The organism is Cupriavidus sp. C2SS-8b (genome assembly GCF_057073745.1).
Map to the genome: position 1 here is coordinate 2,277,653 of NZ_CP172716.1, position 24,063 is coordinate 2,301,715.

At 64.6% G+C, this 24,063-nt stretch carries 25 protein-coding genes and 2 tRNA genes; 7 read left to right on the forward strand and 20 right to left on the reverse strand.

Going from position 1 to position 24,063, the window contains the following annotated elements; all coding sequences use genetic code 11:
* Positions 1-10: 10 nt before the first annotated feature.
* On the reverse strand, positions 11-991 hold the full coding sequence (locus tag ACIGJB_RS10510) for a quinone oxidoreductase family protein (protein ID WP_483708541.1): 981 nt from the start codon (positions 989-991) through the stop codon (positions 11-13).
* Between the two features lie 210 nt (positions 992-1,201).
* On the opposite strand from ACIGJB_RS10510, the gene ACIGJB_RS10515 reads away from it, so the two are divergent.
* Positions 1,202-2,239: an AraC family transcriptional regulator gene (locus ACIGJB_RS10515; RefSeq protein ID WP_483729781.1), complete on the forward strand. Its 1,038-nt coding sequence runs from the start codon at positions 1,202-1,204 to the stop codon at positions 2,237-2,239.
* A gap of 146 nt (positions 2,240-2,385) precedes the next feature.
* Here ACIGJB_RS10515 and ACIGJB_RS10520 read toward each other — a convergent pair whose 3' ends face one another.
* The 4 genes from ACIGJB_RS10520 to ACIGJB_RS10535 form a co-directional block, all read right to left on the reverse strand.
* On the reverse strand, positions 2,386-2,973 hold the full coding sequence (locus ACIGJB_RS10520) for a hypothetical protein (protein WP_483729782.1): 588 nt from the start codon (positions 2,971-2,973) through the stop codon (positions 2,386-2,388).
* A gap of 54 nt (positions 2,974-3,027) precedes the next feature.
* Positions 3,028-4,044: a hypothetical protein gene (locus tag ACIGJB_RS10525; RefSeq protein ID WP_483729783.1), complete on the reverse strand. Its 1,017-nt coding sequence runs from the start codon at positions 4,042-4,044 to the stop codon at positions 3,028-3,030.
* A gap of 27 nt (positions 4,045-4,071) precedes the next feature.
* On the reverse strand, positions 4,072-4,326 hold the full coding sequence (locus tag ACIGJB_RS10530) for an RNA-binding protein (protein ID WP_483729784.1): 255 nt from the start codon (positions 4,324-4,326) through the stop codon (positions 4,072-4,074).
* Between the two features lie 99 nt (positions 4,327-4,425).
* Positions 4,426-4,815, reverse strand: coding sequence for a hypothetical protein (locus ACIGJB_RS10535; RefSeq protein ID WP_483729785.1), 390 nt, complete (start codon positions 4,813-4,815; stop codon positions 4,426-4,428).
* A 121-nt stretch (positions 4,816-4,936) separates the two neighbouring features.
* Here ACIGJB_RS10535 and ACIGJB_RS10540 point away from each other — a divergent pair, with 121 nt between their 5' ends.
* Positions 4,937-5,293, forward strand: coding sequence for a hypothetical protein (locus tag ACIGJB_RS10540; protein ID WP_483729786.1), 357 nt, complete (start codon positions 4,937-4,939; stop codon positions 5,291-5,293).
* Between the two features lie 13 nt (positions 5,294-5,306).
* On the opposite strand, the gene ACIGJB_RS10545 is transcribed toward ACIGJB_RS10540, so the two are convergent.
* The 8 genes from ACIGJB_RS10545 to ACIGJB_RS10580 all read right to left on the reverse strand — a co-directional run bounded on the left by ACIGJB_RS10545 (position 5,307) and on the right by ACIGJB_RS10580 (position 14,244).
* Positions 5,307-6,128 carry a tetratricopeptide repeat protein gene (locus ACIGJB_RS10545; protein WP_483729787.1) on the reverse strand — a complete coding sequence of 274 codons (822 nt, stop codon included), beginning with the start codon at positions 6,126-6,128 and terminating at the stop codon, positions 5,307-5,309.
* Positions 6,129-6,130: 2 nt separating this feature from the next.
* Positions 6,131-7,039: a non-homologous end joining protein Ku gene (ku, locus tag ACIGJB_RS10550; RefSeq protein ID WP_483729788.1), complete on the reverse strand. Its 909-nt coding sequence runs from the start codon at positions 7,037-7,039 to the stop codon at positions 6,131-6,133.
* Positions 7,040-7,078: 39 nt separating this feature from the next.
* Positions 7,079-9,562: a DNA ligase D gene (ligD, locus tag ACIGJB_RS10555; protein WP_483729789.1), complete on the reverse strand. Its 2,484-nt coding sequence runs from the start codon at positions 9,560-9,562 to the stop codon at positions 7,079-7,081.
* A 96-nt stretch (positions 9,563-9,658) separates the two neighbouring features.
* Positions 9,659-10,582, reverse strand: a complete 924-nt coding sequence (locus ACIGJB_RS10560) for an SMP-30/gluconolactonase/LRE family protein (protein WP_483732310.1) — start codon at positions 10,580-10,582, stop codon at positions 9,659-9,661.
* Between the two features lie 24 nt (positions 10,583-10,606).
* Positions 10,607-11,578, reverse strand: coding sequence for a Bug family tripartite tricarboxylate transporter substrate binding protein (locus ACIGJB_RS10565; protein WP_483729790.1), 972 nt, complete (start codon positions 11,576-11,578; stop codon positions 10,607-10,609).
* A 32-nt stretch (positions 11,579-11,610) separates the two neighbouring features.
* The gene (locus ACIGJB_RS10570) at positions 11,611-12,552 is read right to left on the reverse strand and encodes a hydroxyacid dehydrogenase (RefSeq protein WP_483729791.1); all 942 of its coding nucleotides are present in this window, start codon (positions 12,550-12,552) and stop codon (positions 11,611-11,613) included.
* The gene (locus tag ACIGJB_RS10575; protein ID WP_483729792.1) at positions 12,549-13,247 is read right to left on the reverse strand and encodes an RraA family protein; all 699 of its coding nucleotides are present in this window, start codon (positions 13,245-13,247) and stop codon (positions 12,549-12,551) included. Before ACIGJB_RS10575 ends, ACIGJB_RS10570 begins: the two co-directional genes overlap by 4 nt.
* Positions 13,248-13,281: 34 nt before the next feature.
* Positions 13,282-14,244, reverse strand: coding sequence for a tripartite tricarboxylate transporter substrate binding protein (locus ACIGJB_RS10580; RefSeq protein ID WP_483729793.1), 963 nt, complete (start codon positions 14,242-14,244; stop codon positions 13,282-13,284).
* A 163-nt stretch (positions 14,245-14,407) separates the two neighbouring features.
* On the opposite strand from ACIGJB_RS10580, the gene ACIGJB_RS10585 reads away from it, so the two are divergent.
* Positions 14,408-15,136, forward strand: a complete 729-nt coding sequence (locus ACIGJB_RS10585) for an IclR family transcriptional regulator (RefSeq protein ID WP_483729794.1) — start codon at positions 14,408-14,410, stop codon at positions 15,134-15,136.
* Between the two features lie 66 nt (positions 15,137-15,202).
* On the opposite strand, the gene ACIGJB_RS10590 is transcribed toward ACIGJB_RS10585, so the two are convergent.
* The 4 genes from ACIGJB_RS10590 to ACIGJB_RS10605 form a co-directional block, all read right to left on the reverse strand.
* Complete coding sequence (locus ACIGJB_RS10590; protein WP_483729795.1) at positions 15,203-15,751, reverse strand: TMEM175 family protein; 549 nt, start codon at positions 15,749-15,751, stop codon at positions 15,203-15,205.
* Positions 15,752-15,810: 59 nt separating this feature from the next.
* Positions 15,811-16,524, reverse strand: a complete 714-nt coding sequence (locus tag ACIGJB_RS10595) for a YoaK family protein (protein ID WP_483729796.1) — start codon at positions 16,522-16,524, stop codon at positions 15,811-15,813.
* Between the two features lie 317 nt (positions 16,525-16,841).
* Positions 16,842-16,918, reverse strand: a tRNA-Arg gene (locus ACIGJB_RS10600).
* A gap of 41 nt (positions 16,919-16,959) precedes the next feature.
* A complete protein-coding gene (locus ACIGJB_RS10605) occupies positions 16,960-18,231 on the reverse strand; it encodes a GGDEF domain-containing protein (RefSeq protein WP_483729797.1) in 1,272 nt (423 codons plus the stop codon).
* 373 nt (positions 18,232-18,604) lie between these two features.
* Here ACIGJB_RS10605 and ACIGJB_RS10610 point away from each other — a divergent pair.
* Positions 18,605-18,681: transfer RNA gene (locus ACIGJB_RS10610), tRNA-Pro, on the forward strand.
* A gap of 128 nt (positions 18,682-18,809) precedes the next feature.
* Here the strand turns inward: ACIGJB_RS10610 and ACIGJB_RS10615 are convergent.
* A complete protein-coding gene (locus ACIGJB_RS10615) occupies positions 18,810-19,265 on the reverse strand; it encodes a fimbrial protein (protein WP_483732311.1) in 456 nt (151 codons plus the stop codon).
* Positions 19,171-19,704 (reverse strand): hypothetical protein, encoded by a 534-nt coding sequence (locus tag ACIGJB_RS10620; protein ID WP_483729798.1) that lies wholly within the window; start codon positions 19,702-19,704, stop codon positions 19,171-19,173. Before ACIGJB_RS10620 ends, ACIGJB_RS10615 begins: the two co-directional genes overlap by 95 nt.
* Before the next feature lie 593 nt (positions 19,705-20,297).
* Here ACIGJB_RS10620 and infA point away from each other — a divergent pair.
* From infA to ACIGJB_RS10635, 3 genes are all read left to right on the forward strand, one after another.
* Complete coding sequence (gene infA, locus ACIGJB_RS10625; protein WP_006578938.1) at positions 20,298-20,519, forward strand: translation initiation factor IF-1; 222 nt, start codon at positions 20,298-20,300, stop codon at positions 20,517-20,519.
* A 224-nt stretch (positions 20,520-20,743) separates the two neighbouring features.
* Complete coding sequence (locus tag ACIGJB_RS10630; protein ID WP_483729799.1) at positions 20,744-21,220, forward strand: SixA phosphatase family protein; 477 nt, start codon at positions 20,744-20,746, stop codon at positions 21,218-21,220.
* Between the two features lie 366 nt (positions 21,221-21,586).
* On the forward strand, positions 21,587-22,429 hold the full coding sequence (locus ACIGJB_RS10635; protein WP_483729800.1) for a GNAT family N-acetyltransferase: 843 nt from the start codon (positions 21,587-21,589) through the stop codon (positions 22,427-22,429).
* Positions 22,430-22,504: 75 nt separating this feature from the next.
* Here the strand turns inward: ACIGJB_RS10635 and ppx are convergent, their stop codons facing one another.
* On the reverse strand, positions 22,505-24,037 hold the full coding sequence (gene ppx, locus ACIGJB_RS10640) for an exopolyphosphatase (protein ID WP_483729801.1): 1,533 nt from the start codon (positions 24,035-24,037) through the stop codon (positions 22,505-22,507).
* Positions 24,038-24,063: the final 26 nt, after the last annotated feature.

Genomic DNA, 24,063 nt, shown 5'->3' on the forward strand with positions numbered 1-24,063 from the left:
TGCGCCCCCTTTAGATCACGAAGATCGACGAACCCGTGGTCTTGCGCGACTCCAGGTCCCGATGCGCCTGCACCGCGTCTTCGAGCGCATAGCGCTGGTTGATCTCGATCTGGATCCGGCCCGCGCCGACATGGCCGAAGATTTCACCGGCCAGCTCGGCCTTTTCGGCCGGATCGGCGATGTAGTCGGCCAGGGCCGGACGCGTCAGGAACAGCGAACCCTTCATCGCCAGCAGCACCGGATCGAACGGCGGGATCGGGCCCGAAGCGGTACCGACACACACCATCGTGCCGCGCCGCTTGAGCGAATCGAGCGACGACATGAAGGTGTTCTTGCCCACGCTGTCGAACACCACCGACACGCCGACGCCGTCGGTCAGTTCACGCACGCGCTTGGCCACGTCCTCATGGCTGTAGTTGATGATGTGGTCGCAGCCATGGGCACGCGCCACTTCGGCCTTGGCTTCGCTCGATACCGTGCCGATCACGGTCAGGCCCAGCAGCTTCGCCCATTGCGACACGATCAAGCCGACGCCGCCCGCTGCCGCGTGAAGCAGGATGGTGTCGCCTTCCTTGAAGTTGTAGATGCGACGCATCAGGTATGCCGAGGTCAGCCCACGCATGGTCATGGCGGCAGCTGTCTCGAAGCCGATGGTTTCGGGCAGCTTGATCAGCGGCGCGGCCGGCACGAGGCGCTCGGTGCTGTACGCGCCCAGCGTGTTGATGAAGCCGGTATAGGTCACGCGGTCGCCCACGGCAACATTGGTGACGCCGGGACCGACCGCCTGCACCACGCCCGCGGCTTCCACGCCCATGCCGGCCGGCAGCGGCACCGGGTAGGTGCCGTTGCGGAAATACGTGTCGGCATAGTTCAGGCCCACCGCCACGTGGCGTATGCGTACCTGGCCCGGACCCGGATCGCCGACTTCCATCTCTTCCACGCGAAGCACTTCGGGGCCACCGGCCTCATACATGCGCACGACTTTTGCCATTTGCTCGTCTCCTGGTATTTGCGTCGGCGCAAGGGGCGCCGCTCATGCCCTGAAATTTAGGACCTGCCGGCGCGCGCCGCTTTGCATTGGCCTCCGCCGACTTTGCATTTCATGCCACCGCCGCCTATCATGCGCTGCGAAGACAATGCAGCACTGCGCACGCCCCCTCAAGCGTGGGCCGCACCCATAACAAGAATTCGGAGACAAGCCTTGGACACGCTGATACGCGCCGGCGCAGTGACCAACTTCTTTGAAGTGGCCCGGGATCTCGGCCTCAATCCCCAGCCGCTTCTGCGGGAAGCGCGCCTGTCACGTGCGCTGCTGAGCGACCCGGACCAGCGCGTTTCCGTCAACGCCTGCGCCAGGCTGCTGGAACTCGCCGCGCAGGCCGCGCAATGCGAGACCTTCGGCCTGCGCATGGCCGAGTCGCGCCAGTTGTCGGACTTCGGCGTGATGAGCCTGCTCATCAGCCAGCAGCCCACGTTGCGCGACGCGCTGGCCACGATCATCCGCTATCGGCACCTGGTCAACGAATCTCTCGCCATCCTGCTCGAAGATGCCGGAAAGGTCGTCGTCATCCGGCAGGAGGTCGTGCTCGATACGCCTTCGCGGCAGGGCAGCGAACTGGCTCTCGGGGTGGTGTTCCGCCTGTGCCGCGCGTTGCTCGGGCCGCACTGGCATCCGCTCAATGTCAATTTCACGCATGCGGCCCCGGCCGACCTGCAGGTCCACCGCCGCCTGTTCGGCTGCCCGCTGGAGTTCGGCAGCGAGTTCAATGGCATCACCTGCCTGGCGGCCGACCTCGACGCCGCCATCCCGAACGCGGACCCGGGCATGGCGCGCTATGCGCAGCGCTTTGTCGATACGCTGCCGCGCGTCAATGCCCCGTCGATCGGACGCGATGTGCGCAGCGCCGTGTACCTGATGCTGCCGATGGGCCGCGCCACGTGCGAAGGCGTGGCGCAGGGGCTGGGCATGAGCCTGCGCACCATGCAGCGCCAGCTCGATGAAGCCGGCGAAACCTTCACGGACATCCTGAACGAGGTGCGCCGCGAACTGGCGCGGCGCTATGTGGAGAATCCGCAATACTCGCTGCTGCGCGTGGCCGAATTGCTGGGGTACGGCTCGGCGAGTTCGTTCACGCGCTGGTTCTCCAGCCAGTTCGGCGAGGCCCCGGTGATCTGGCGGCGCCGGCATGGCGCGCGCGCGCCGCAGCCTGCCGCCGGCCATCCACAGCCACCGGGCTGACGCTCATTCCCGCTCGGACTGGCGGTGCTCGACAAAGCACGGCCGCCTGCCCGAGGCTGAAGAACATGCGGGCGCCCCGGGCGCCGGGCGCCGGGCGCGCGTCGTCGCGCATGGCGTGCTCCGGGCTCCGTGCTAAGGCCTTTCGCCTAGTGACCGCCCTTGGGCGTCACCGAGACCGCGAGCGCCTCCGTGTACACGGCCTGGACCTGGTCGCCCTTGCGGATGCCCTTCAGCTGCTGCGGGTCTTCGACATGCAGGTCCACCATCCTGCCCTTTGGCCCCTTCAGGGTCACCTTGCCGGTCTTGCTGTTCACGGCGACGACATCGGCGGTCACAGTCACCTCGCGCCCGACCATGCCACCGGGCTTGGCGCCGGGTGCGGCCCGGTCTTCCATCGCACGCTCGGTACTCGAACGCATGCCGGTCTGCTTGGTCAGGTTGACCGAAAGGGCCTCCTTGTATTCCGCCGTGACCGTATCGCCGACGCGGAGCTGGTCGAAATTGCGCACCTCGTCGCCGACCTGCACGTCGGTGACCTTGCCCTGCTTGTTCTTCAGCGAGACCGTGCGCGTGGCGGGATCGATCGCCGTGATCGTCGCCGTGGACTTGACCGTGCCGGTCACCATGGCCGCGCCCACGCCGGAAGCCGCGTCGACGCGGGTCTCCGGCTGGGCCATGGCCAGGTGGGATGCCGCGGCCAGGGCGGCGACGACCAGTATCTTGCTGGGATTCATGCTTGGCTCCTTGCGCCAGGTTGGGAAATTCGGGCGGTGGATTCCGCCCTCGGGCTACAACATGCGTGCCGCCTCGTCCAGCAGCGCGGCCTGCGACAGCATGTCGGCCCGCGCGAACCGCACGATCGAAAACCACCGCACCAGCGGCGGATCGCCGGGCACGTGCGCACAAAGCAGTTCGAGGTCGACGCCGGGCACGGTGCTGTCCGCGGCCAGCATCACGTTCACCTGGCTCAGGCGGATCTGGCGCCGCTGGACATGCATGCGATTGGCGGCGTCGCCCAGGACTTCGCCCAGGCACTCGAGCTGCCGCTCGAGCGTGTCGCCGCCGTGGCCCAGCGCGGCCAGTTCGCTCTCGTTCTGCGCGATCTCGTCCCTGACTGACTGGACCGCCGCCCCGTCGGGCGTCTCGCCGCCCACCATCGAGCGCAGGCCAATGCCTTGCCGTTCATAGAGCTTGAGCTGCGCCTTGAGCAGGGCCTGCTCGCGCTCGAGCGTGTCGCGGCGGCCCTTGCCCGCCGCGAACTGCGCCATGGCCTCGATGGCGAACTGGTCCAGCATGCGCAGCAGGATCTCCTCGCGCAGCGCGGCGTCGGATTCGGCGCAGATCCTCAGCTGGTAGTCGCTGAACGACACCAGCGTCTGGGGCACGTCCGTGTGCATGACATCGCCTTCCAGCGCCACGCCCAGCGTGCGGCGCTCGTTCATGGCCATGCCCAGCACGGCATAGGCGTGTTCCGCAAACGGGGTACGGTCGAAGAACTCGCGCAGGTCCGGTGAACGGCTGAAGGCGCGAACGACGTCCGCCGCGGTGCCGAAGTAGGCGTGGATATGAGGATCGCTGTCCCAGGCGGCCTCGCTGGCCTCGCGCGGGGCCGGCAGTCCGGCCACGGTCGCGCGGACTGCTTCCAGCGCCGTGCGCAGCCGCGGCGCCAGCCGCTTCTCGTAGTGCGAAACCAGCCGCAGGCGCGGGTTCAACGCCGTCACGCGCGCAGTCATCGCGACGAGTTCCTTGTCGTCGCGGCGCTGCGGCTTACGGCCCTGCCGCTGGATCCACCGCAGAAAGCCCATGGCGGCGTTGCCGGTGAGCCGCTTATGTCACCGGTAACGTTCGGCCATCACCATGGCGTTGATCTTGTGGCCCTTCCAGAACATGCCATGGATGCGCGGCTGCAGCTTGCGCAGCGCTTCGGGGTCGAGTTCGTTGAAGATCAGCGTCACGCCCGGATGCGTGCCGTCGCCCTTCACATGCTCGATCTCGTCGCAGGCCGGGAAGCCGTATTTAGTCAGGAAATCCCGAACTTCCTCGTCGGTGGTTCCGGCGTCGACGTTCCCCAGAAACAACACGGCCATGATCAGTCCCCCGTTCGTCGCCACAAATGTGGCCGCATCCCCTGTATGTTCTAGCTCATCTTTGGTGAAGTACAAGGCATTTGGTGTGCAACAGCCGGCTCAGCGCTTCGAGGTTTGCCGCTTCCAGTCCCCGTCCGGCGTCTGGCAGAACCATCCCGCCCAGTGTTCCTTGCGGCCGGATTGGGTCAGGTCGGAACGCACGCGGCGGCATTTTTTACCCTGCTCCGTCCGGCTGCGCTCGACCGTGAGCGTGCCGTCGATGGCCGGACGCCGGTTGACCGCGGGAAAGTGCACGGGTGCCGTGCCGCCATCCGGCAGGTTGGTGAGCGCGTCCTTGTAGAGCTGGATGTATTGCGGAACCTCGTCTTTCTGAAGGGTCCCCACGACGGTGTTTTTCAGGAAATGATCGAAATACGCGTGGACCGGCGACGTCGCCATGACGAGCACCAGCACGGCAGCCCGCGCATGGCGGGTACGGATCAGACGCATGGAGGCCCCCCTCTTGAAATCCCGTCCGCGGCGTGCCGCTTTGACATACCGAGCCCGGCATCGCTACCCTTAGTCTAGCCCGCTGGACAGGCCAGCGGCATTCCCTTCCTCCGGAGACCCCATGCGCAAGCCCCTTCCGTTGTTTCTGACCGGCCTGATGGTGCTGGGCCTTGCCTCCACGGCCCAGGCGCAGACCGCGCCGGGCCAGGGCCAAGGCGCGGCCAACGCGATCTCCGAGGCGGTCCAGGGCGGCACCAACCCCTATCGCCCGCCCTCGGGCGGCAGCACCGATCCCGAGGAAGCCAGGCGCGCCAAGTGCGAGGCGCTGAAGGACGAATTCAACGGGACCTCGAAACAGCGGAATTACCAGTCGTCCGGTACCGCCACGCATAACGCGCAGGGTCGCCCGATCCCGAAGATTGAACGGGACAAGAGCCGCAAGGCATTGCAGGAGACGTACCGGGCGAATTGCACCTGAGCAAGCCGTCGCGTCAGCGGCCAGACTCCAGCTTCCTGTACTGGTGATAGTGGCGGATGGCCCTCTGGTTGTCCCCCAGCACTTCATGCAGTCTTGCCGCGTTGTAGTGCGCGTCCGCAAAATCGGGAGCCAGCGCGATGCAGACATGGTATTCAGCCAACGCTGCCACGGCATCGCCGCTGTCTTCCAGTGCCACCGCCAGATTGAAGCGAATCAGCGGCGCATCCGTGCCTCGTTCGAGTGCGGTTCGATACAGCGCGATGGCTTCGTCGAACGCGGCGCGCTCGCACATCATGTACCCGAGATTCACGTAGGCATCGACCAGCCCCGGCGCCGCGGCGATGGCCTGCCGGTAGACCGCCGCGGCTTCGGCGGATCCTGCGCGCTCAAGCGCGTGGGCCATCTCGAACAGCGCATAGCCATCCATCGCTGCCGCCGGCGTCCGCGTCGACGGAGCCCCGATCGTCACCACGCGGGCCGGACGCTCGCGCGCGTCGAAATCGATGATCCGCTGGCCGGTCTCGACTTGCCACTGACCGTGGGCGTCCCGGGCGGCAACGGTGCCGCCATGCGCCGTAATGCGGACACCGGTCAGCGGCCGACCGGCTTCCAGGCTTTCGAGCTTCTTGAGTGACCGGACCACACGCCGCGTGGGCACGTTCGCCGCGCGCAAGGAATGGGCGGTACGGAACAGCAGCAGGTCCTGAAAGGAAAAGCGGTAAGCGTTGCCGCGGTCACGCCCGGGCGTCACCACGCCGGCCGTCAGCATGGCATTGACCACGGAACGCGAAATGCCGACCAGGGCCAGCACGTCGCTCAATGTGTAAGACAGCATGCTCAAGCCTTCTTCACCGCACGCTTGGGAACGGCCGCCACGGTCGATGCGGTTCGCTTGGCACTCTTGCGTGGTGCCGGCGATTCGCCCGTAGCCGCCTTGACCGCGGCGGTCTTGGCAGCCGGCGCGGTTCTCTTGCCGGCCGACAAGCTCTTCTTCAGCGCCTCCACCAGGTCAATGACCTGGCCCGACGGAGAGACCTCGACCGGTTCCGGCGACACGATCTGCTTGCCGGCGATCTTTGCATCGATGGCAGCCAGCACGCGCTGCTTTTCCTCATCGCGATACTGGCTGGCGTCGTAGTGATCCTCCGAGGCCTGCTCGATCAGCTGGATCGCCAGCTTCAGTTCCGCGTCGGACACCGCGACTTCCTCGACATGCAGGTCGACAATCGACCGGACTTCATCGGCAAACAGCAACTGCTGGAAGACCAGGCCGCCCTCGATCGGCCGGATCTGCACCATATGCGACTTGCCTTTCGCGGCCCACTTGGCGATGGCGCACCGCCCGGTCCTGGCCATGGCGGCACGCAGCAGGCTGTACGGCTTGCCGCCACGCTTGTCGGGCGCGATGTAGTAGGTCTTGTCGTAATAGATCGGGTCGACGCCCTTCTCCGGCACGAACGCGACGATCTCCACGAGGTGGCTCGCGCCTTCTTCGAGCGCCTTCAGCTCATCGGGGCTGAAGATCACGAACTGGTCCTTCTCGAATTCGTAGCCCTTGACCATCTGGTCGCGCGGGACCACTTCCCGCGTCTGCTCCGACACATACTGCTGCTTGAGCCGCGAGCCTTCCTTGCTGAGAAGGTTGAAGCGCACCGCGCTTTCGGAATCTGTCGCCGTGTACAGCTTGACCGGAATCGACACGAGGCCGAACGACAGGGACAGGGATGCCAGTGATCGCGCAGCCATAATGCTTTCTCCACGTCACAAATTAAAAACCTTGCGCGCTCAGGCCAAGTGCTCGATCGCGCCTTCCAGGGTCTGGGGGGATGACCAGAATTCACTCCACGGGTCGCCGGTGCGGAAGCTCAGGTATTCCCGAGCGTTGCCGACGTTCCATTGATCCGCGCTTTTGAGCTGCAGCAGCTGATCCCATGATACTGGCATCGACACCCCCATGCCGGGCCGGGCGCGCGCCGAAAACGCTGCAGCCGTGGTCTGCGCGGTGCCGTTCCGCAGGTAGTCGACAAAGACCCGCCCCTTGCGATTGCTGGGGCCGGACTTCGCCACGAACCGCTGCGGAATGGCCCGCGCCAGGTGCATGACGGCCGCGCGCGAGAAGGCCTTCACGGTATCGTAGTCAAGCGCCGGAGCGAGTGGCACGACGACGTGCAAACCCTTTCCGCCGCTCGTCTTCAGCCACGCCTGCAGGCCCAGTTCGCCCAACAGGGTCTGCACGAGCAAGGCGGCCTCCTGCACGTGCTGCCACGGCACGCCTTCCCCGGGGTCGAGGTCGAAGATGACGCGATCGGGCTGGAGCAGGGCTGCGGTCGTCGAATTCCACGTGTGGAACTCGACCACGTTAAGCTGCGCGGCTGCGACAAGCCCGTCGGCCGACTCGACCGTCAGCAGGCGGCCGTGTCCCGGCCACAATGCCGCGGGTTGTTCGGTCAGACCCGGCAAACTCGTGGTCTCGGCGTGCTTCTGGAAGAAGACCTCGCCGCCGATGCCGTCCGGGGCGCGTAGCAAGGCCACGGGGCGCAGTGCGAGATGGGGCAGCATCCACTCCGCCACGCTCTCGTAGTAGCGCACCAGGTCGAGCTTGGTGATGCCGGCCGAGGCATCGATCACGCGCTCTGGGTTGGTGACCTTCACGTTGGTGCGCGATGGCGTGGGGTCGACCCGAACGGCTTCGCGCCGGACGTCGCTCGCCGGCGTTTCGCTGCGCAGCGCCTTGAACGATGCCTGGCGCACCTGTCCCGATGACGTCCATTCGGCAAACTCGACCTCTGCCACGAGCGATGGCTTCACCCATTGCGGCGCACCGGTCCGCGCAGTCCCCCATCGGCTGCGCCGGATGGTGGCCGGTGGAAACGGGGCCACTTCGGTCGCGAGCCTTGAAAGCTTGTTCCGCAGGGTCGCGGCAGTCTTGCTGTCCCACCCCGTGCCGACGTTGCCGGCATAGCGCAGTTGGCCGTCCTCATTCACGCCAAGCAGCAAGCTGCCGATTTCGCCCGGGGCACCCTCCCGCTCCGAAAAGCCGCAGATGACAAATTCCTGTCGCAAGCGGCATTTGGCCTTGAGCCAGTCGGCATTGCGCGATGAGCTGTAGACTGCATCGGCCCGCTTCAGCATGACGCCCTCCAGGCCGAGCTCGGCCGCGGCCTGGAAGACCTGTGCCGCGGGCGCGTCAAAGCTCTCGCTGAAACGAACGCGGTCCGAATGCTCGCCGATCAGCCGGGCCAGATGCGCGCGGCGCTCGCGCAAGGGCACGCGGCGAAGGTCGCGCCCCTCCCAGTACGGAACATCAAACAGGAAGTAGACGATCGCGTCGTTCTGGTGCCCATCGATCGCGTTCTGCAACGCATTGAAATCCGGCAAGCCATCGCGCAGCACCACGATTTCACCGTCAAGCCAGCCCTCGGAAATATCGAGCTTCTCGACTTCCTTCGCAAGGCTGGCCAGCTTGCGGGTCCAGTCATGGCCGTTGCGCGTGATCAGATGCACCTTGGCGTCGACGATCCGCGCAAGCAGCCGGTAGCCATCGAACTTCGTCTCGATGATCCACCCGCCGCCTGATGGCAGGCTGGCCGTCGGCGTGGCGAGCTGCGGTGCGAGGCGCGCCGGCAATGGCGCGTTCACGGCCGCCGAAAGGTCGGGCTCGTCCGGCTCCTTCACGCCGCGGCTGTTCTCGCGCTGCTCGACCGGCCCGAGCGGATGCGCGACCACGCTGTCGGGCAGGGCCGTGATGACATCGAACTCCGCATGAGGCCGTGCCCACTGATCGCGCTTCTTGAAAAGCATCCACTGGTCGTCGGCCTCGCCCGGTTTCGAGATCTTCACCAGTTCCCAGCGGCCCGCCAGCTTCTGTCCATGCAGCGCGAATTCCAGCTTGCCTTTCGCCATGCCAGCCTGGGCATCACCGACCGGTTCCCACGTGCCGTTGTCCCAGACGATGACGGAGCCGGCGCCATATTGCTTAGGCGGAATGGTTCCTTCGAAGCCGGCATAGTCGATCGGATGATCCTCGACGTGGATCGCGATGCGCTTGTCGGACGGGTCAAAACTCGGCCCCTTCGGCACCGCCCAGCTCAGCAGCACCCCATCGAGTTCAAGGCGGAAGTCGTAATGCAAGCGTCTCGCCCAGTGCTTCTGGATCACAAAGCGCAGCGGCTTCGTCGCGGAACGACGGGTACGCTTGCGCGCAGCCGGCTCTTCCGTGACTCGAAAATCACGTTTATCGCGGTAACGGGCAAGCGAATCGTGCGCCATGTGAACAGCATAGGCGCGAGCATGCTGGTGGCGTAGCGGGCATTCTCCTACCCGCAACAGCCCAGGTTCACGTGGCCCATCGGTTGAAGAAATGCGTCATGCCGCGCGCCCTTCGTGCACCGGCGCACCGCCTTCCGGCATGTCGGCGCACAGGATCGAGCCCGTGGTGGATTCGGTCATCAGCAGGGTCTTGCCATCCGCGCCACCAAAGCAAAGATTGGTCAGCGACGCGCCGATGGGCGTGCGAATCACCTCGACCGGCTCGGCGCGATGGTTGAGTACCCACACATAACCGAGCCCCGGATTCGCCACCAGCAGATGGCCGTCCGCGCGCATCGCCAGGCCATCCGGGCCACTGGGCCCATATGACGTAAAGAACTGGCCGACCTTGCTGACCGAGCCATCGGCTTGGAGCGGCACGCGCCATACACAGTTGCCGCGCGTCATGGCGACGAACAGCACTTTTTCATCGGGCGACAGTACGAGCCCGTTCGGGCTGGGACAGTTGTCCAGCAGCAGGTCGAGCCGGCCTTCGGGCGCCAGGCGATAGACGCGGCCGGTGGGATCATGCATGCCGGTCTGCCCCTGGTCGGTGAAGTACAGGTTGCCCGCCGAATCGAAAGTCAGGTCGTTGACGCCCCGAAAGCGCTCGGAATTCCTGCGCTCCAGGAAAGGCGTGACCGCACCGGTGCTGGCGTCCAGCCGCATCAGGCCGTTGCGGTAGTCGGTGATGAGGAAGTCGCCGCCGGCCATGCGCTTCATGCCGTTCGGCTCGCCGTCGTACTCGGCCACCAGTTCCCAATCTCCCTGCAGCGACACGCGGAACACGCGGCCGTAGGGAATATCGGTCACCCACAGATGGCCATCCGCCCACACGGGGCCTTCCAGGAACGAGTCGGTTACCGTGCCGCCGCGATTGGCGCGCGACCAGGCGTTGTCCCGGTCCTGCCGGCGAAACGCTTCCGGCAGGCGGGTAAGCACCGCGGCGTCACGGACGTCGGGTGGCTGAAACAGCAGCATCATGGCTCTCCGCGGGTCGTCCAGCTATTGCTTTTCGATGTTGGCCTTCTGTGCAACGGTAGCCCACTGCGCGGTTTCCCGCTGGATCAGTTGCGCGAAGGCGGGGCTGTCCAGGTTGCCCGGCTGCGCCCCCATCTGCGCAAGGAACTCCTTCATGTCGGGCGCCTGCAGGGCCTTCCGGATTTCAGCCTGCAGGCGGGCAATGACCTCCTTGGGCGTGCCCTTGGGCGCAGCCAGGCCGGACCAGTTGAACAGGCTGAAGCTGGGCACGCCGGCTTCGGCAAACGTCGGCACACTCGGGAACACATCGACACGGCCCTTGCCGCTGATGGCAAGCAACCGCATCTGCTTGCCCTTGACCGGCGCCAGCGCGGTCGGCGTGGATACCATCAGCAGGTCGACGCTGCCGCCCAGCAGGCCCACCATCGCTTCGCCGGCGCCCTTGTACGGCACGTGCATCAGCTTGATGCCGGCCGCCTGCTGGAAGGCCTCGGCGGCAAAGTGCGGCGAGCTGCCGGGGCCGCCCGTGCCGAACGTCACTTCTCCGGGATGCGCCTTGGCATAGCTCACCAGCGACTGCAGGTCCTTGAAGCGCGAATCGGCCTTGACACCGAGCACGACCGGCGAGAACGCGAACGGTGCAATCGGCACCAGCGCAGTCTGGTGATCCCAGTTCAGCTTCCTGAATACATAAGGCAGCGTGGTGTACGAGTTGTCGTTCGCCAGCAGCGTGTAGCCATCCGCGGCAGCGTTGACGACTTGCGACGTGCCGATGGTGCCCGACGCACCGGGCTTGTTCTCGACCACAAAGCTCTGGCCCGTCTGCACCGTCAGCTTCTGCGCGATCTTGCGCGTCACCACATCGACGGCGCCGCCTGGCGGATTGGGCACGACAATGCGAACGGGCTTGTCGGGATAGGCCGCAAATGCGGGTGCCATGCCACCACCAAGCAGCGTCGCGACGAGGGCAAACAAAGGGAATGTGCGATGAAACATCGTTGTCTCCTGCGGTCGATTCTTTTTTCAGTTCAAGCCGGCGTTGCCGCGCCCTGCAGCACTGCGATCACATTCTTCGCCGCACCCACGCCCATGTTCACGTAGGCTGCGTCGCTGACGCCGCCAATATGCGGCGACAGGATCAGGTTGGGCACCTGCTGGAACGGATGCGGCACCGGCATCGGTTCGACGGCAAAGCTGTCGAGCCCCGCGGCGTACAGCTTGCCGCTCTCCAGTGCCTCGACCAATGCCGGTTCATCGATCAGGCCCCCGCGCGCCGTGTTGACCAGGATGGCGCCGTCCTTGAAAGTGGCCAGCGTTGCGCGGTTGAGCATGCCGCGGTTCTCGTCGGTCAGCGGGCAATGCAGCGACACGACATCCGATTCGCGGAACAGTTGCGCCAGGTCGATCAGCGTGACGCCTTCCGGCACCGTCCTGGCAAACGGATCGAAGGCGATCACGTGCATGCCCAGTGCCACACCGGTCACCGCCGCACGACGTCCGATCTCGCCGAGGCCGACGACGCCCAGCGTGCGGCCGTTCAGCTCGATGGTCTTGTGCGCCGACTTGTCCCAATGGCCGGCGCGCATGCGGTCGTTCAGTTGCGGCACCGCTTTCGCGCACGCCAGGATAAGCGCCCAGGCATGCTCCGCCACGGCCGCCGCGTTGGCGCCCACCGCGGCCTTCACCGCGATGCCGCGCTCGGCCGCCGCTTTCTGGTCGATCACGTCGATGCCGCTGCCATGCTTGGAGATGACCTTCAGCGACGGCGCGGCATCCATCACGCTGGGGCCGATCTTGCCGTAGCGCACGATGATGGCGACGGGATCCTTCTCCTTCGCCAGGGTGACGACGGTGTCTTCGCTGCACTGCTTGCCTGCGAAGCACACTTCAAAATCCCTGAGCAACTCGAGCGCCTGCGGCGCCAGGTCATTGCCCGTGACCAGCAGGACGGGTTTCTTCACGATACTCACAGCGTCTCACCTTCGGCCAGCACGCCTGCGGCGCGCAGTTCCTTGTCGAGCCAGCCCGGGCGCAGGTCGCCCGCCCTGATCGCGGCAACGCGCTTGGCTTCGGCATCGACTTTCTTCTGCGCCAGTTCCAGGATGGCCGGCACGTCTTCGCGCGGGATCACCACCACGCCGTCGGCATCGCCGACGATCAGGTCGCCGGGGTTGATCGCCACGCCAGCCACGGAAGCGGGCCAGTTCACCAGGCCACCGATGGCCTTGGTGGGGCCGCACGGGTTGGTTCCGGCGGAGAACACCGGGAAATCGCCATGGGCCAGTTCGTGCGAATCGCGCACGGCGGCGTCGATCACGAAGCCCGCCACGCCCGAGGTTTGCGCCTGGGTTGCCATGATCTCGCCGCACAGCGCGGCGGTCTGGTCGCCCTTGCCGTCGACGACGATCACATCGCCGGGCTTGGCCAGTGCCAGGCCGACGTGGAACATCAGGTTGTCGCCGGGACGCACTTCCACGGTCAGCGCCGGGCCGGCCACCTTCATCGACGGCGACAGTCCCTGCACGCGAGCGTTCAGCGTGCCGCGACGGCCGACCACGTCCGCCAGGATGGCGGCCTGGAACTTCGAGGCACGCTCCACCAGTTCAGGCGAGACGCGCTCGAAATCGCGACGAATCGCGGCGGATGCTTTGGCTTGGTTGCTCATGTACGACTCCGAATGGAATGGAAAAAAAAGAGGGTCACTTCGTGGAAGCGATCTTCCAGAGGCTTTCGAACTTTCCGCGCTGCGTGGCCATGTGCTGGGTCCACGCCGCGCCGGACAGGTAGGAGATGCCGCGCGCCTCGTTGACGGCGCGGGCCAGGAATTCGGGGTCTTTCGTCGTGGCTTCGATGGCCTCCTGCAGGCGCTTCGCGACATCCGGCGGCAAGCCGCGCGGCGCCGCGAAACCGCGTTCCGACGAGATCGTGATGTCGAGCTTCTGCTCGCGCGCGGTCGGCACGTCGGCCACCAGTCCGGGGCGCCGCGCATTGCCCAGTTGCGCCAGCACCTTCACGTCCTTTGAGGCGCGGTCCGCCTCGGTGAACTCGGTGGTGCTCATCGCCATCACGTCGATGTGATGGCCCAGCAGGCTCGTCTTGGTCTGGGACGTCCCGGCGAAAGGAATGTGATTGACCTTGGCGCCGGTCGCCTGCTGGAGCGCCAATGCAGCCATGTGGCCATTGGTGCCGATCCCGTTGCTGCCCATCGCCAAGCCTTCGGGGTTCGCCTTCAGTTGCTTCACGAGGTCGGCCATCGACGCGAGCTTGCTGTCGCCGGCGACCACGAACATCGTCGGGTCGTCGATCACGCGCGCCAGCGGAACGATGGCCGCCGGGTCGTACTTGGGCTTGCGCTGGATGGGGATGGTCAGCAGCGACGGCGTCGAAACGATGCCGATGGTGTAGCCGTCCGCCGTGGCACGGGCGAGCGCGGAATAGGCGATCTCACCCGACGCGCCCGGCTTGTTCACCACCACGATGCGGGCCTTGCCGCCGACATGCTTCTGAAGGAACGGGGCCATGGCGCGGGCCAGCAAGTCGGTCCCTCCCCCGGCGGCAAAACCGACGACCACCTCGATGGGCCGGTCGTCGGGCCATGCGGCCTGGACGGACATCGTGGTCATCGCAAAGGCTGCGAGAAGAAAGGTTCGGACTGAACGCATTGGTTGTCTCCGCTGTTGTCGTTGTATTCTGTACAACGACGTTTCATAAATTTGAGACAACTATAGTCCGTTGAAGTCGCGACTCCACTTGGCGTTTACCCGTGTACGCTACAAAATGTCGTTGTACACAGTACAATGACAAGAATTTGCACAGGGATGAACGATGAGTAATCACGGAGTAGCCGCCGTCGAAAAAGCGCTCGGCTTGCTGGACTGCTTCCGGATGGGAGCCGAGATCCAATCGCTTGCGCAGCTTTCCAGTACATCGGGCATGCACAAGACGACCGTTTTCCGCCTGCTGAACTCGCTCGAGCGGATGAGCTATGTGGTGCGCACGGCCGACGGCCGCTTTGCGCTCGGGCCGCGCCTGCTTTATCTCGGCAAGCTTTACGAGCAATCGTTCCAGCTCGGCTCGATCATCGAGCCCGTGCTGCAGGAACTGGCACTGGCGACGAAGGAAAGCGCGTCGTACTACGTACTGCATGGCGACGAGCAGCGCATGTGCCTCTATCGCGCCGAGCCCAGCGAAGGGTTGCGCGAGACGCGGCTGCCCGGCACGATCCTGCCGCTCGACGATACCGCCGTCGGCTCCGTGCTCAAGTACTGGGGAAAGGAAGAAAAATCGGCAAAACGCGACGAGGCGCTGCCATGGTTTACCGCCGGCGTGCGGGATCTCTACACCGCGGCATTCGCGACGCCGTTGTTCGGCGCGGGTGACAAGTTCATGGCCTCGCTGACGCTTTCTGGTCCCGCCACGCGCCTGCAGGCAGCGGATCGCGGCGAGATTGCGCGCGTGCAACTGGTGGCGGCTGCCAAGCTGTCGAGGCTCCTCGGCGCGAGTTCGGCGTGGTGCGAGAAGGTCTACAGCACGGGCAACTACATCAACGACTGAAGCTGGCGTTGAGGACCACGAGACAGAGCCGATGCCGGCTGAGCGCGCAAGGGTTGCTCAACGCGGCTATGGCTTTCTGCCATCCTGCTTCAGGAGGTGCCGTTCGATGCGCGAATCAGGAAGAAACCAAAGCGCAGCCATCGCAACGAGAATAATCGTTGCGCCAACGCTGCTGTAAAAGCTTGCCGCAATGGCCAGCGCATACACCACCAGCGAGGACTTCCCTTTCCGATCCTTGCCGATCGTATCCGCGAGCTGGGAATCCTTTCCCTCCGCCGCAATGATGGCACGCTGGAGCGCCCAAAAGGATACGGCACACATGAACAGCACAAAAGCATATAGCGCAGTCGGAATTGCCAGGAAGCCGGATTTCCCCATCCAGGTGGTCGCGATGGGAATCATCGTCAACCAGAACAGCAGGTTGAGATTGACCCACATGATTCTTCCGTTTATTCCGCGCACCACCTGGAACAAGTGATGATGGTTATTCCAGTAAATGCCGACGTAAATAAAACTGAGCACATAGCCAAGGAACTGCCGGGCCTCCGCCAGCAAGCCATTCCAGTTGAATTCTGCCGGCAGTTGAATCTGATAGAGCATCAGCGTCAGGCTCACGGCAATGACACCATCACTGAAGGACTCGAGTCGGCTCTTGTTGATGATGATGGACTCCCTCAAATGAACTGTTTGCGGAATGAAAGACTGGCCAGATACAGAATGATCAGCATGAAGGGCAGCACGCTCCAGAACCCGATACGCACGTAGAGCACGGCACCAAGAAATGCACCCAGGACGAAACCCGCCACGATGCTTGCGCTTTTCAGCAAGGCCGTACCATGCTCGCGGCTGAGCGTGCGCACGAAATTGGACAGATCGATGCCAAGCTGAGTGGTATTGCCCGTCATCATGGTGCTGGGGCTGATGTGCTTGATCAACGTCTTGCTCGCCGTATTGCGGATCGCCAGGGCCACCAGGCCCAGCCCGCCGGTCAAGGCCAGTGCGCCGGCGTCCGGATCGCGAAATGGATCGAAGTACAAGCCCGCCAGCATGAAGGCCGACAGGAATGCCGACTCTGCCACGAACAGCCAGCCCAGGGTCTTGTGGGACTGGCTGCAATGGTCTATCCAGATTTTGACAAGCATGACCGTGGCGATGAATAACGGGATGGCGCCCAGCTTGATCCACAGTCCCGCTCCGCCCTTCACGAAGGCAGCGCCGGCCAGCACCAGGTTGCCTGTCACATGGGCAGTGAAAAAGCCCAGCAAAGCGATAAAGCCTATTGTGTCAATGGCGCCCCCGACGATGGTAAGCAGCACTGGTGTGCGGCATTGCATCCACAAGCTGACGGGCGGGCCGTCATGTGACTGCGAATCGCTGATGGCTGTCATGTCGAATGCATCTCCAAATGGCCTCCGGCAACGCGGAACTCGTGCAGGACAGACGGACTGACGTTCAAACTGAAAGCGTTGGAACTGCACCTGCAGCGTGCGGCAAAATTACCAGGGCACCGCTCTTCACCGCGAATCGGAAGCAACCAAAAAGAAGTAGATAACTACCATTCGGGAGTGGCTGGACAGTCGAGGAAGCCCGCTCTGCCCCCCTTGCTGCCGCATGGCCGCAAGACAGCCGTTGTCCGCAGATTGTCACCGGGACCTATACGCGGATCGGGCCTTGCCGAGAATTGACCGCAGTCCCGCAAAAAGACTGGCGCGTCCTAGAGGACTCGAACCTCTGACCGCTCGCTTAGAAGGCGAGTGCTCTATCCAGCTGAGCTAAGGACGCGAAGGGCAGCATTCTACCGCAGCGCGATGCCGCGCGGCGAATCAGGAAGTCGCGCGCCGCTGCCAGGGCGCAGATGCGACTGCGCCGGTGCCATGCCCTGCCTTACCGTCACGGTGAAGCGATATGCAATTGCGGCCCGCGTGCTTCGCATCGTAGAGCGCCTGGTCAGCGCGGCGCATCAGATTGTCGACGGTCTCGGTCGGCTCGCGCTGGGCCATGCCGATGCTGACGGTATAGGCAATCGCGTCCGGCTCGGAAGGACACGGCGTGCTTCTTACGGCCGAGCTCAGGCGCAGGCTTGTCACGCGTCCCCGCTCGAGCGTGGTCTCCTGCATGACCACGGCGAACTCTTCGCCGCCGAGCCGGCCAATGATGTCTTGCGGACCCACCGTCTTGCGCAGCAAACCCGCGAAATGCCTCAGCACGCTATCGCCGGCCAGGTGCCCGTAGACATCGTTGATGGCTTTGAAGTGGTCCAGGTCGACGAACGCGACGGTCAGGGGCTCGCCATTCCGGTCCGCTAGCGCGCTCGCCTCCTCCAGCTGCTGCCAGAATGCGCCGCGCGCCAGCAGTCCCGTCAGGTCGTCATGGCTGGCCCTGCTCTCCAGCATCCGGCGGAGGCGGTCGTGGGCCATCAGGGCAAAGCTGACCGACAGCCCCACCACGGCGAACATGTTCAGTACGATCATCGAGCCGTCCTGCGCCAGCAGACCAGGTACACCTGGCTGCGCGATGGAACCGGAGAGATTCCAGGCATTCAGGCCGGCACAGCCGGCAGCAATCAGCACCAGCGACAGCGCAGCGAACCTGCCCGTGCCCCGCTTCTGCCGGAGCAACGGCACAACGCTGCGAACGATATCCAGCAGCAGCAACGTCTGTCCGATGCCGAGCGCTATCGGCACCCATGGGCGCAGCGCCTGCAGCCAGTCGGCATGCGGCAACCACGTGCCACCGGCAATCTCGGCACCCAAAATCAGATTCAGGACGACCAGCAAGGACGCGCGGCCAGGCCTGCCGGCGAAATGCCGCGTGCCCACCACCATCAGCGAAATGCCGGCGAACAGGACCATGTCGACGGCATCGGCCGCCAGCCAGTACCCTGTGAACTCGGCCACGGCCGGCATGGCGGCCGCTGAAGCGGCCACAAGGTCGCCGAGCGCCCACGACGTCAGGCCGCTCAGCCCCATTCCCTGCGAGCGGCGCAGCACGGCGCAAACCACCGCCATTTGCAGGGCCAGAAGCCCTGCAATGAGCACAATCATGTGCGACTGAAACATCTTCATTCCCGTCCAGCGACAGGCAGCGACCCGCACGACGCCACCGTCCCTTTTTGTGTCGATCCTGCTTCGGGACCGTCGTTTTCAAGTTGCCGCCAGACCGCTCCGGACATCCGGCAGCCAACGCGGCAAACGGATTGGTACGGCGGGCACGCTTTCCGCGAACGGCAGCGCACTTCTTCATGATGATCTGGACAGTCCGCCAATGAGGTGTACCCCCATCGATTCCCAGCGGCGACGGGCGGACTGCGGCGGTCTGGCGATTATCGCCGGGCCCGAATCCAAGTCAAGCTGCAGTTGACCTGCCCGACGAGGGGTGCGTGCGCGGCGGCACCTTCGGGGCATTGCGGACAACACTTTTTGAGATGGATTGACCGCACCACGCCGAGCCCGCTACAATAGCCGGCTTCGGAGCGTAGCGCAGCCTGGTAGCGCATCTGATTTGGGATCAGAGGGTCGTAGGTTCGAATCCTATCGCTCCGACCAGTATTTTGCTTTACAGATCAACGGCTTAGACAGTGATGTCTAAGCCGTTTTTCTTTTCTTCCCCGATCACAGGTCGCCAGTACACCGCTCGTGACAGCAGTCCTGGCCCGCCTCGGGCTTTTTCTTTCTCACTGATAGCTCATCGTGAAGGTCGCGTAGCCGTTTGCCACCCCCGGCCCTACAGTGCCCGTACGGATATAGCGCACCGACAAAGGAACTTGCATGGTGCCAGCACCGCTTGAGCTGCCGACAATGAGCTGATTCTGATTGCCCGCCGCAGCGGAATCGGCCCCGAAGTCCACAGGAGCCCCGTTGTAGAGGATCTGGAAAGCAACCCCGGTCGCCGACGAATCCGTTCCCAACGTCAAAGTACTGCTGGTATTGCCCGGTTGTGCCGGGTCTGTGAAAGTCATCCCCACGACAGTCGGACCTGAACAGTTGAGGGATATGTCGAACGCAGTCTGCCCGGCGGTCAGGATCTTGCCGGCCTCACGGAGGCGAAGACGGTTGCGGCGCGCCCGCCGCCGCATTGCGCCGCTCGAAATGGCAGTAGGCATCGGCGGCGACCAGCCCGAACAGGGCATGCGCAAACAGGCTTTCCCAGCCTCGCGCCTCGTCAAACCAGTTGAAATAGCGCCCCAGCGCGTAGAAGTTCACCAGATACGCCACGACGCCAAAGACTATCCCGACGACGGATGCCAGGCCCATGCTCGAATCCAGTCGAAAAGAGCCCAGGATGAATGCCAGCGCCGACGCCAGGATGATCGACAGCGCATAGTGAACCGTGCCCGCGGCAAGGACGATGGTCCAGTTGAAGGAGTCCGGCGAAGCCAGCGCCTCGCGCCCCAGGATGATGGCTGCCACCCTCTTCACCGTGTCCCAGGCGCCGAGGTAGAACAGGAAGCGTGCGGTCAGCAGTTCCAGCACCATGTATACCGTGCCGGCAATCAGGCCGGCGACGACGGCCATGCGCCAGTCGGGCCGGCACCGTGCATAGTGGTGCGATTGCAGGTGGAGTTCCATGACTACCTCCGGTTGCGAGACCCCTGGACGAGGCCTGTGGAGTTAGTTCTAGTGCATATGGGGCAAATACCAAGGGCAATAGCCACGTTAATGATATCCATGAATCACTTATCCACCCTGCTATCGCCTGCACGGCCCGCTTCAGCCCTTACGTACCTTTCATTGAAAACCGATGCCCGTGGTACAATATGTTGTTAGCCCGGGATGTTCCGCGCATCCCTGTCACCGGGCGTTCTCTCCAGCGTGAAGGCCGGCCCTTCAGACCCTTCCGCAGCGTTACAAACATGGCGAGCGACCGGTAACACGTTGCCCGCGCACCCGCGACTCGCACGGCCGAGGTTCTGCGGCCGTATCGGCAAGACAGATCGGCCGGGCAGACAGCGCCCCCTGGACGATTCCCTAGCTGGATCAGTTGGCACGCGGTTTGCTGCGCCTTCTGGACCGTGCCAGCTTGCCTGGGACAACTTGAGGCGCGCCAGCCGCCATGCGGCAAGTCTGTGCACATGCGCCGGACCGGCATGCCCGCGCGTCGCGTCACATCGAATGTAAAACGAAACCATTGCACCCTGCGGGTTGCAGAAAAGGAAGATAGATTGGCTAAGGAAGAACTCATTGAATTTGGCGGTGTGGTGTCGGAAGCCCTGCCCGACAATCGTTACCGAGTCCTGCTCGAGAATGGCGTCGAGATCTGGGCCTATGCATCGGGCAAGATGCAGAAGCACCGCATCCGCATTCTGGCAGGCGATCGCGTTACCCTGGAAATGTCGCCGTATGACCTGACCAAGGGCCGCATCAACTTCCGCCACAAGTCCTGAGTCTTTGCCAGTGCCCGGTTCGGAAGCAACTTTCCGGGCCCGGCCTCAGCGCAATGATTGCGCGCCAGCGTGTGTCACGCGCCTGACACTACGCTCGGAGACACTTGCGGGCTGCCTGACAGGCAGCCCGTATTGTTTGTGCGCGCCGCCACCACGGCGCGCGCTGCTTGCGCCTGTCGGACGGCTTCACCATACTCGAAGCTCACTCCCTGGCCCGCTCCGACATGAACCTGATCCTGTGGCGACACGCTGAAGCCGAAGAACTCCCCGATGCGCTCAGCCTGAGCCGGAACGCGGACCTGCAGCGTCCGCTCACGCGCCGCGGGCGCAAGCAGGCGGACGACTCCGCGGCGTGGCTGCGCGCTCAGTTGCCGGCCAAGACCCGGGTATTGTGCAGCCCGGCGCTGCGCGCGCGCGAAACCGCAGCGGCGTACAGCGGCCATCCCGAAATTCTGGAAGACCTGGCCCCCGGGGCGGACGTCAGCGCGGTCCTCAGCGCGACAGGCTGGCCGCAGGGCGACGAGAACGTCGTGGTGGTCGGTCACCAGCCCTGGATCGGCAGGCTGGCCAGCCTGCTGCTGGCCGGCACCGAAATGAACTGGAGCGTGCGTAAGAGCGGCATCTGGTGGCTGGCCAGCCGTACCCGCGAAAGCGAGGCGCAAACGGTGCTGCGCGCGGTCATCAATCCTGAATTTCTCTGAGATTCGCCGGCAAGCAATTTCTCAATCGTCGCTCCGGTGCCGCGTGGACACGCCGCTTGTCGCTCACCGGCCCGGCACACCGAGAAAATTCAGCAAAGGACGATAGCTCGTCGTTTCTCCACTCAATAGAGTCGCTTGGTTCGCCGGCACGTCCGGCGCTGGTGACCCGGAGAAACAAGCATGTCCCGCAGCCCCAACCCGCCCAACGGCCCCAACGGCTCCGCCCACCCTACACCGCCATCGGTGGCCCCCGGTAGCCATGCCGCGCCGGCACGCGTCATGGAAGCGTCATCGCCGGGTCACGGCACTGTCACCGCGGCTCACTACATTGCTTCGCAACAGTTTCGTCACCAAAAGGACACTCTGATGCGAGACCTCCCGACGCCGACCCAGCCGCTTTTCGACTCCCTGCCCAATGGCCTTGTCGGCCAGTCGGCGCGGAGGCGTCTTCATCGCCCGTCGGATACACCGGCAAATGAATCGCCTGTTCTCAGCGTGGCGTGGGCGCGCCACCAGGACGAAGTAGTCGAAGCCCAGCGCCTGCGCTACAAGGTGTTCGCCGAAGAGATGGGCGCGCGCCTGGCATCGAACGTGCTCGACTTGGACGTCGACATGTTCGACGCCTACTGCGACCACCTGATCGTACGGGACATGGCTACGCTGAAGGTGGTGGGCACTTACCGGGTGCTGCCGCCGCACCAGGCCAAGCGCATCGGCTGCCTGTATGCCGAATCTGAGTTCGACCTCGTTCGCCTGTCCCACCTGCGTCCCAAGATGCTCGAGCTTGGGCGCTCCTGCGTGCACCGCGACTATCGCTCTGGCAGCGTCATCATGGGCCTGTGGGGCGGCCTGGGCGAGTATCTGCAGCGCTGGGGCATCGAGTCCATGCTCGGCTGCGCCAGCGTGCCGATGAGCGATGGCGGCCACTATGCGGCCAGCCTGTACCGGCTGTTCAGCGAGCGCTCGCTGGCACCGATCGAGTACCACGCCTTCCCGCGCCTGCCGCTACCCGTCGACGACCTCAACCAGCAACTGGAAGTCGAGCCGCCGGCGCTGATCAAGGGTTACCTGCGCCTGGGCGCCCGCATCTGCGGCCTGCCCGCATGGGATCCCGACTTCAACGTGGCCGACTTCCTGACGCTGCTGCGCGTGAATGACATGAACCCGCGCTATGCCCGCCACTTCCTGGACCTGAACCGCCCGGCCTGAAGCGCTCCGGCGCAATGAAAACGGCGGCCAGGGGCCGCCGTTTCTGCTTGGCGCCCGGTGGCGCCGCGGCGCCACTCAGGCGTAAACCACCTTGTACCGCTTGCCGACACGCTGCCATTCGTCGGCCTCCTGCGTCAGGCTGTATTCAACCAGTGGATTGGCTTCGATCCAAGTCTTGGGCACCCGAACCTCGAAACCCTCGTCCAACGCATCCGAGCGCTGCGACACCCGGATATCGGGCAGCGGTACATCAGAACGCCGGCGGCATAGCACGAATGCCAGCCGCAAGCTGAACAGCATGCGCCAGTCGAGGAACCTGCCGCTGCCTGAAAGCTTGCCGAGCTTGCCGGCGTGACCGAGCAGCAAAGCTGCCAGGCGCGCCTGGTCGGTCCTGGAGAAGCCCGGCATGTCCGCGTGCGTCGCGATATAGGCCGAATGCTTGTGGTAGCCGCTGTGGGAAATCGACATCCCCACCTCATGCAGGCTGGCAGCCCAACCGAGCAAGCCGAGGTTGTCCTCGCGGCGTTCATGGGCCGGCTCCGGAAACTGCGACAGCAACGTGGTCGCGGCGCGGCGCACGCGGGTCGCCTGGGCGCGGTCCACGCCGTAGCGGCGCATGAACTGGTCCACGGTCACGGTTCGCATGTCCTCGTGGTGGCTGCGCCCGAGGAGGTCGTAGAGCACGCCGAGGCGCAACGCGCCATCGGTCACGTCCATGCGGTCGATGTCGAGTTCGGCGAACACACCAAGCATGATCGAGAGCCCACCTGGCAACACCGGAATGCGGTCCGCCTTCAGCCCCGCCAGCTTGACGCGATTGGTATTCTCCGCCTTCACCAGCGCGCGCTTGAGCCGCTCCAGCCCTTCTCGCGTGATGCCATGCTCGGCCGTGCTGTCGTTCATGCCGTTGAGTTCGATCAGCTCGGCCAGCGCGCGCGCCGTGCCGGATGATCCGACCGCCTGCTGCCAGCCGGCCGCGCGATACTGGCGCACCAGCACCTGGATTTCGCGCCGCGCGGCCAGTTCGGCCTGCTTCATCGCGTACTCGTCGACGTTGCCGCTCGGAAAGAACTGGCGGCTGTGTGAAACGCAGCCGATGTAGAGGCTTTCCATCAGCTTCGACTGGTAACCGCTGCCGATGATGAACTCGGTCGACCCGCCGCCGATGTCGACCACCAGCCGGTTGCCCTGGCAGACCGGCGCGTCGTGCGATGCGCCCAGGTAGATCAGGCGCGCCTCTTCACGGCCGGCAATGACTTCGATTGGGAAGCCGAGCGCGGCCTCGGCCTCGATCAGGAACTCCGAGGCGTTCTTGGCCACGCGCAGCGTGTTGGTCGCCACGGCGCGCACCTGGTCCGGCGGGAAATCGCGCAGGCGGTCGCCAAAGCGGCGCAACGCGTCGATGCCGCGCCGACGCGCGGGCTGGTCGAGATATTTATCCGGCGTCAGTCCCGCCGCCAGCCGCACCGGCTCGCGCAGCGCGTCGACCTGGAAGATCTGGCTGGCCGGGCCATTGGCGGTAGGGGTTTCGTCCACTCGCCCGATCATCAGGCGAAAGCTGTTCGAGCCCATGTCGACGGCGGCCAGCAAGCGTGGAGAGTTGTTCATTCGATGTCTGGAAAGCTGAAACGCAT

Coding starts and splice junctions, on each gene's coding strand:
- ACIGJB_RS10510 (WP_483708541.1), bottom strand. CDS start 991: ATGGCAAAAGTCGTGCGCATGTATGAGGCCGGTGGCCCCGAAGTGCTT.
- ACIGJB_RS10520 (WP_483729782.1), bottom strand. CDS start 2,973: ATGAATCCCAGCAAGATACTGGTCGTCGCCGCCCTGGCCGCGGCATCC.
- ACIGJB_RS10525 (WP_483729783.1), bottom strand. CDS start 4,044: ATGGGCTTTCTGCGGTGGATCCAGCGGCAGGGCCGTAAGCCGCAGCGC.
- ACIGJB_RS10530 (WP_483729784.1), bottom strand. CDS start 4,326: ATGGCCGTGTTGTTTCTGGGGAACGTCGACGCCGGAACCACCGACGAG.
- ACIGJB_RS10535 (WP_483729785.1), bottom strand. CDS start 4,815: ATGCGTCTGATCCGTACCCGCCATGCGCGGGCTGCCGTGCTGGTGCTC.
- ACIGJB_RS10540 (WP_483729786.1), top strand. CDS start 4,937: ATGCGCAAGCCCCTTCCGTTGTTTCTGACCGGCCTGATGGTGCTGGGC.
- ACIGJB_RS10545 (WP_483729787.1), bottom strand. CDS start 6,128: ATGCTGTCTTACACATTGAGCGACGTGCTGGCCCTGGTCGGCATTTCG.
- ku (WP_483729788.1), bottom strand. CDS start 7,039: ATGGCTGCGCGATCACTGGCATCCCTGTCCCTGTCGTTCGGCCTCGTG.
- ligD (WP_483729789.1), bottom strand. CDS start 9,562: ATGGCGCACGATTCGCTTGCCCGTTACCGCGATAAACGTGATTTTCGA.
- ACIGJB_RS10560 (WP_483732310.1), bottom strand. CDS start 10,582: ATGCTGCTGTTTCAGCCACCCGACGTCCGTGACGCCGCGGTGCTTACC.
- ACIGJB_RS10565 (WP_483729790.1), bottom strand. CDS start 11,578: ATGTTTCATCGCACATTCCCTTTGTTTGCCCTCGTCGCGACGCTGCTT.
- ACIGJB_RS10575 (WP_483729792.1), bottom strand. CDS start 13,247: ATGAGCAACCAAGCCAAAGCATCCGCCGCGATTCGTCGCGATTTCGAG.
- ACIGJB_RS10580 (WP_483729793.1), bottom strand. CDS start 14,244: ATGCGTTCAGTCCGAACCTTTCTTCTCGCAGCCTTTGCGATGACCACG.
- ACIGJB_RS10585 (WP_483729794.1), top strand. CDS start 14,408: ATGAGTAATCACGGAGTAGCCGCCGTCGAAAAAGCGCTCGGCTTGCTG.
- ACIGJB_RS10595 (WP_483729796.1), bottom strand. CDS start 16,524: ATGACAGCCATCAGCGATTCGCAGTCACATGACGGCCCGCCCGTCAGC.
- ACIGJB_RS10615 (WP_483732311.1), bottom strand. CDS start 19,265: ATGCCCTGTTCGGGCTGGTCGCCGCCGATGCCTACTGCCATTTCGAGC.
- ACIGJB_RS10620 (WP_483729798.1), bottom strand. CDS start 19,704: ATGGAACTCCACCTGCAATCGCACCACTATGCACGGTGCCGGCCCGAC.
- ACIGJB_RS10630 (WP_483729799.1), top strand. CDS start 20,744: ATGAACCTGATCCTGTGGCGACACGCTGAAGCCGAAGAACTCCCCGAT.
- ACIGJB_RS10635 (WP_483729800.1), top strand. CDS start 21,587: ATGCGAGACCTCCCGACGCCGACCCAGCCGCTTTTCGACTCCCTGCCC.
- ppx (WP_483729801.1), bottom strand. CDS start 24,037: ATGAACAACTCTCCACGCTTGCTGGCCGCCGTCGACATGGGCTCGAAC.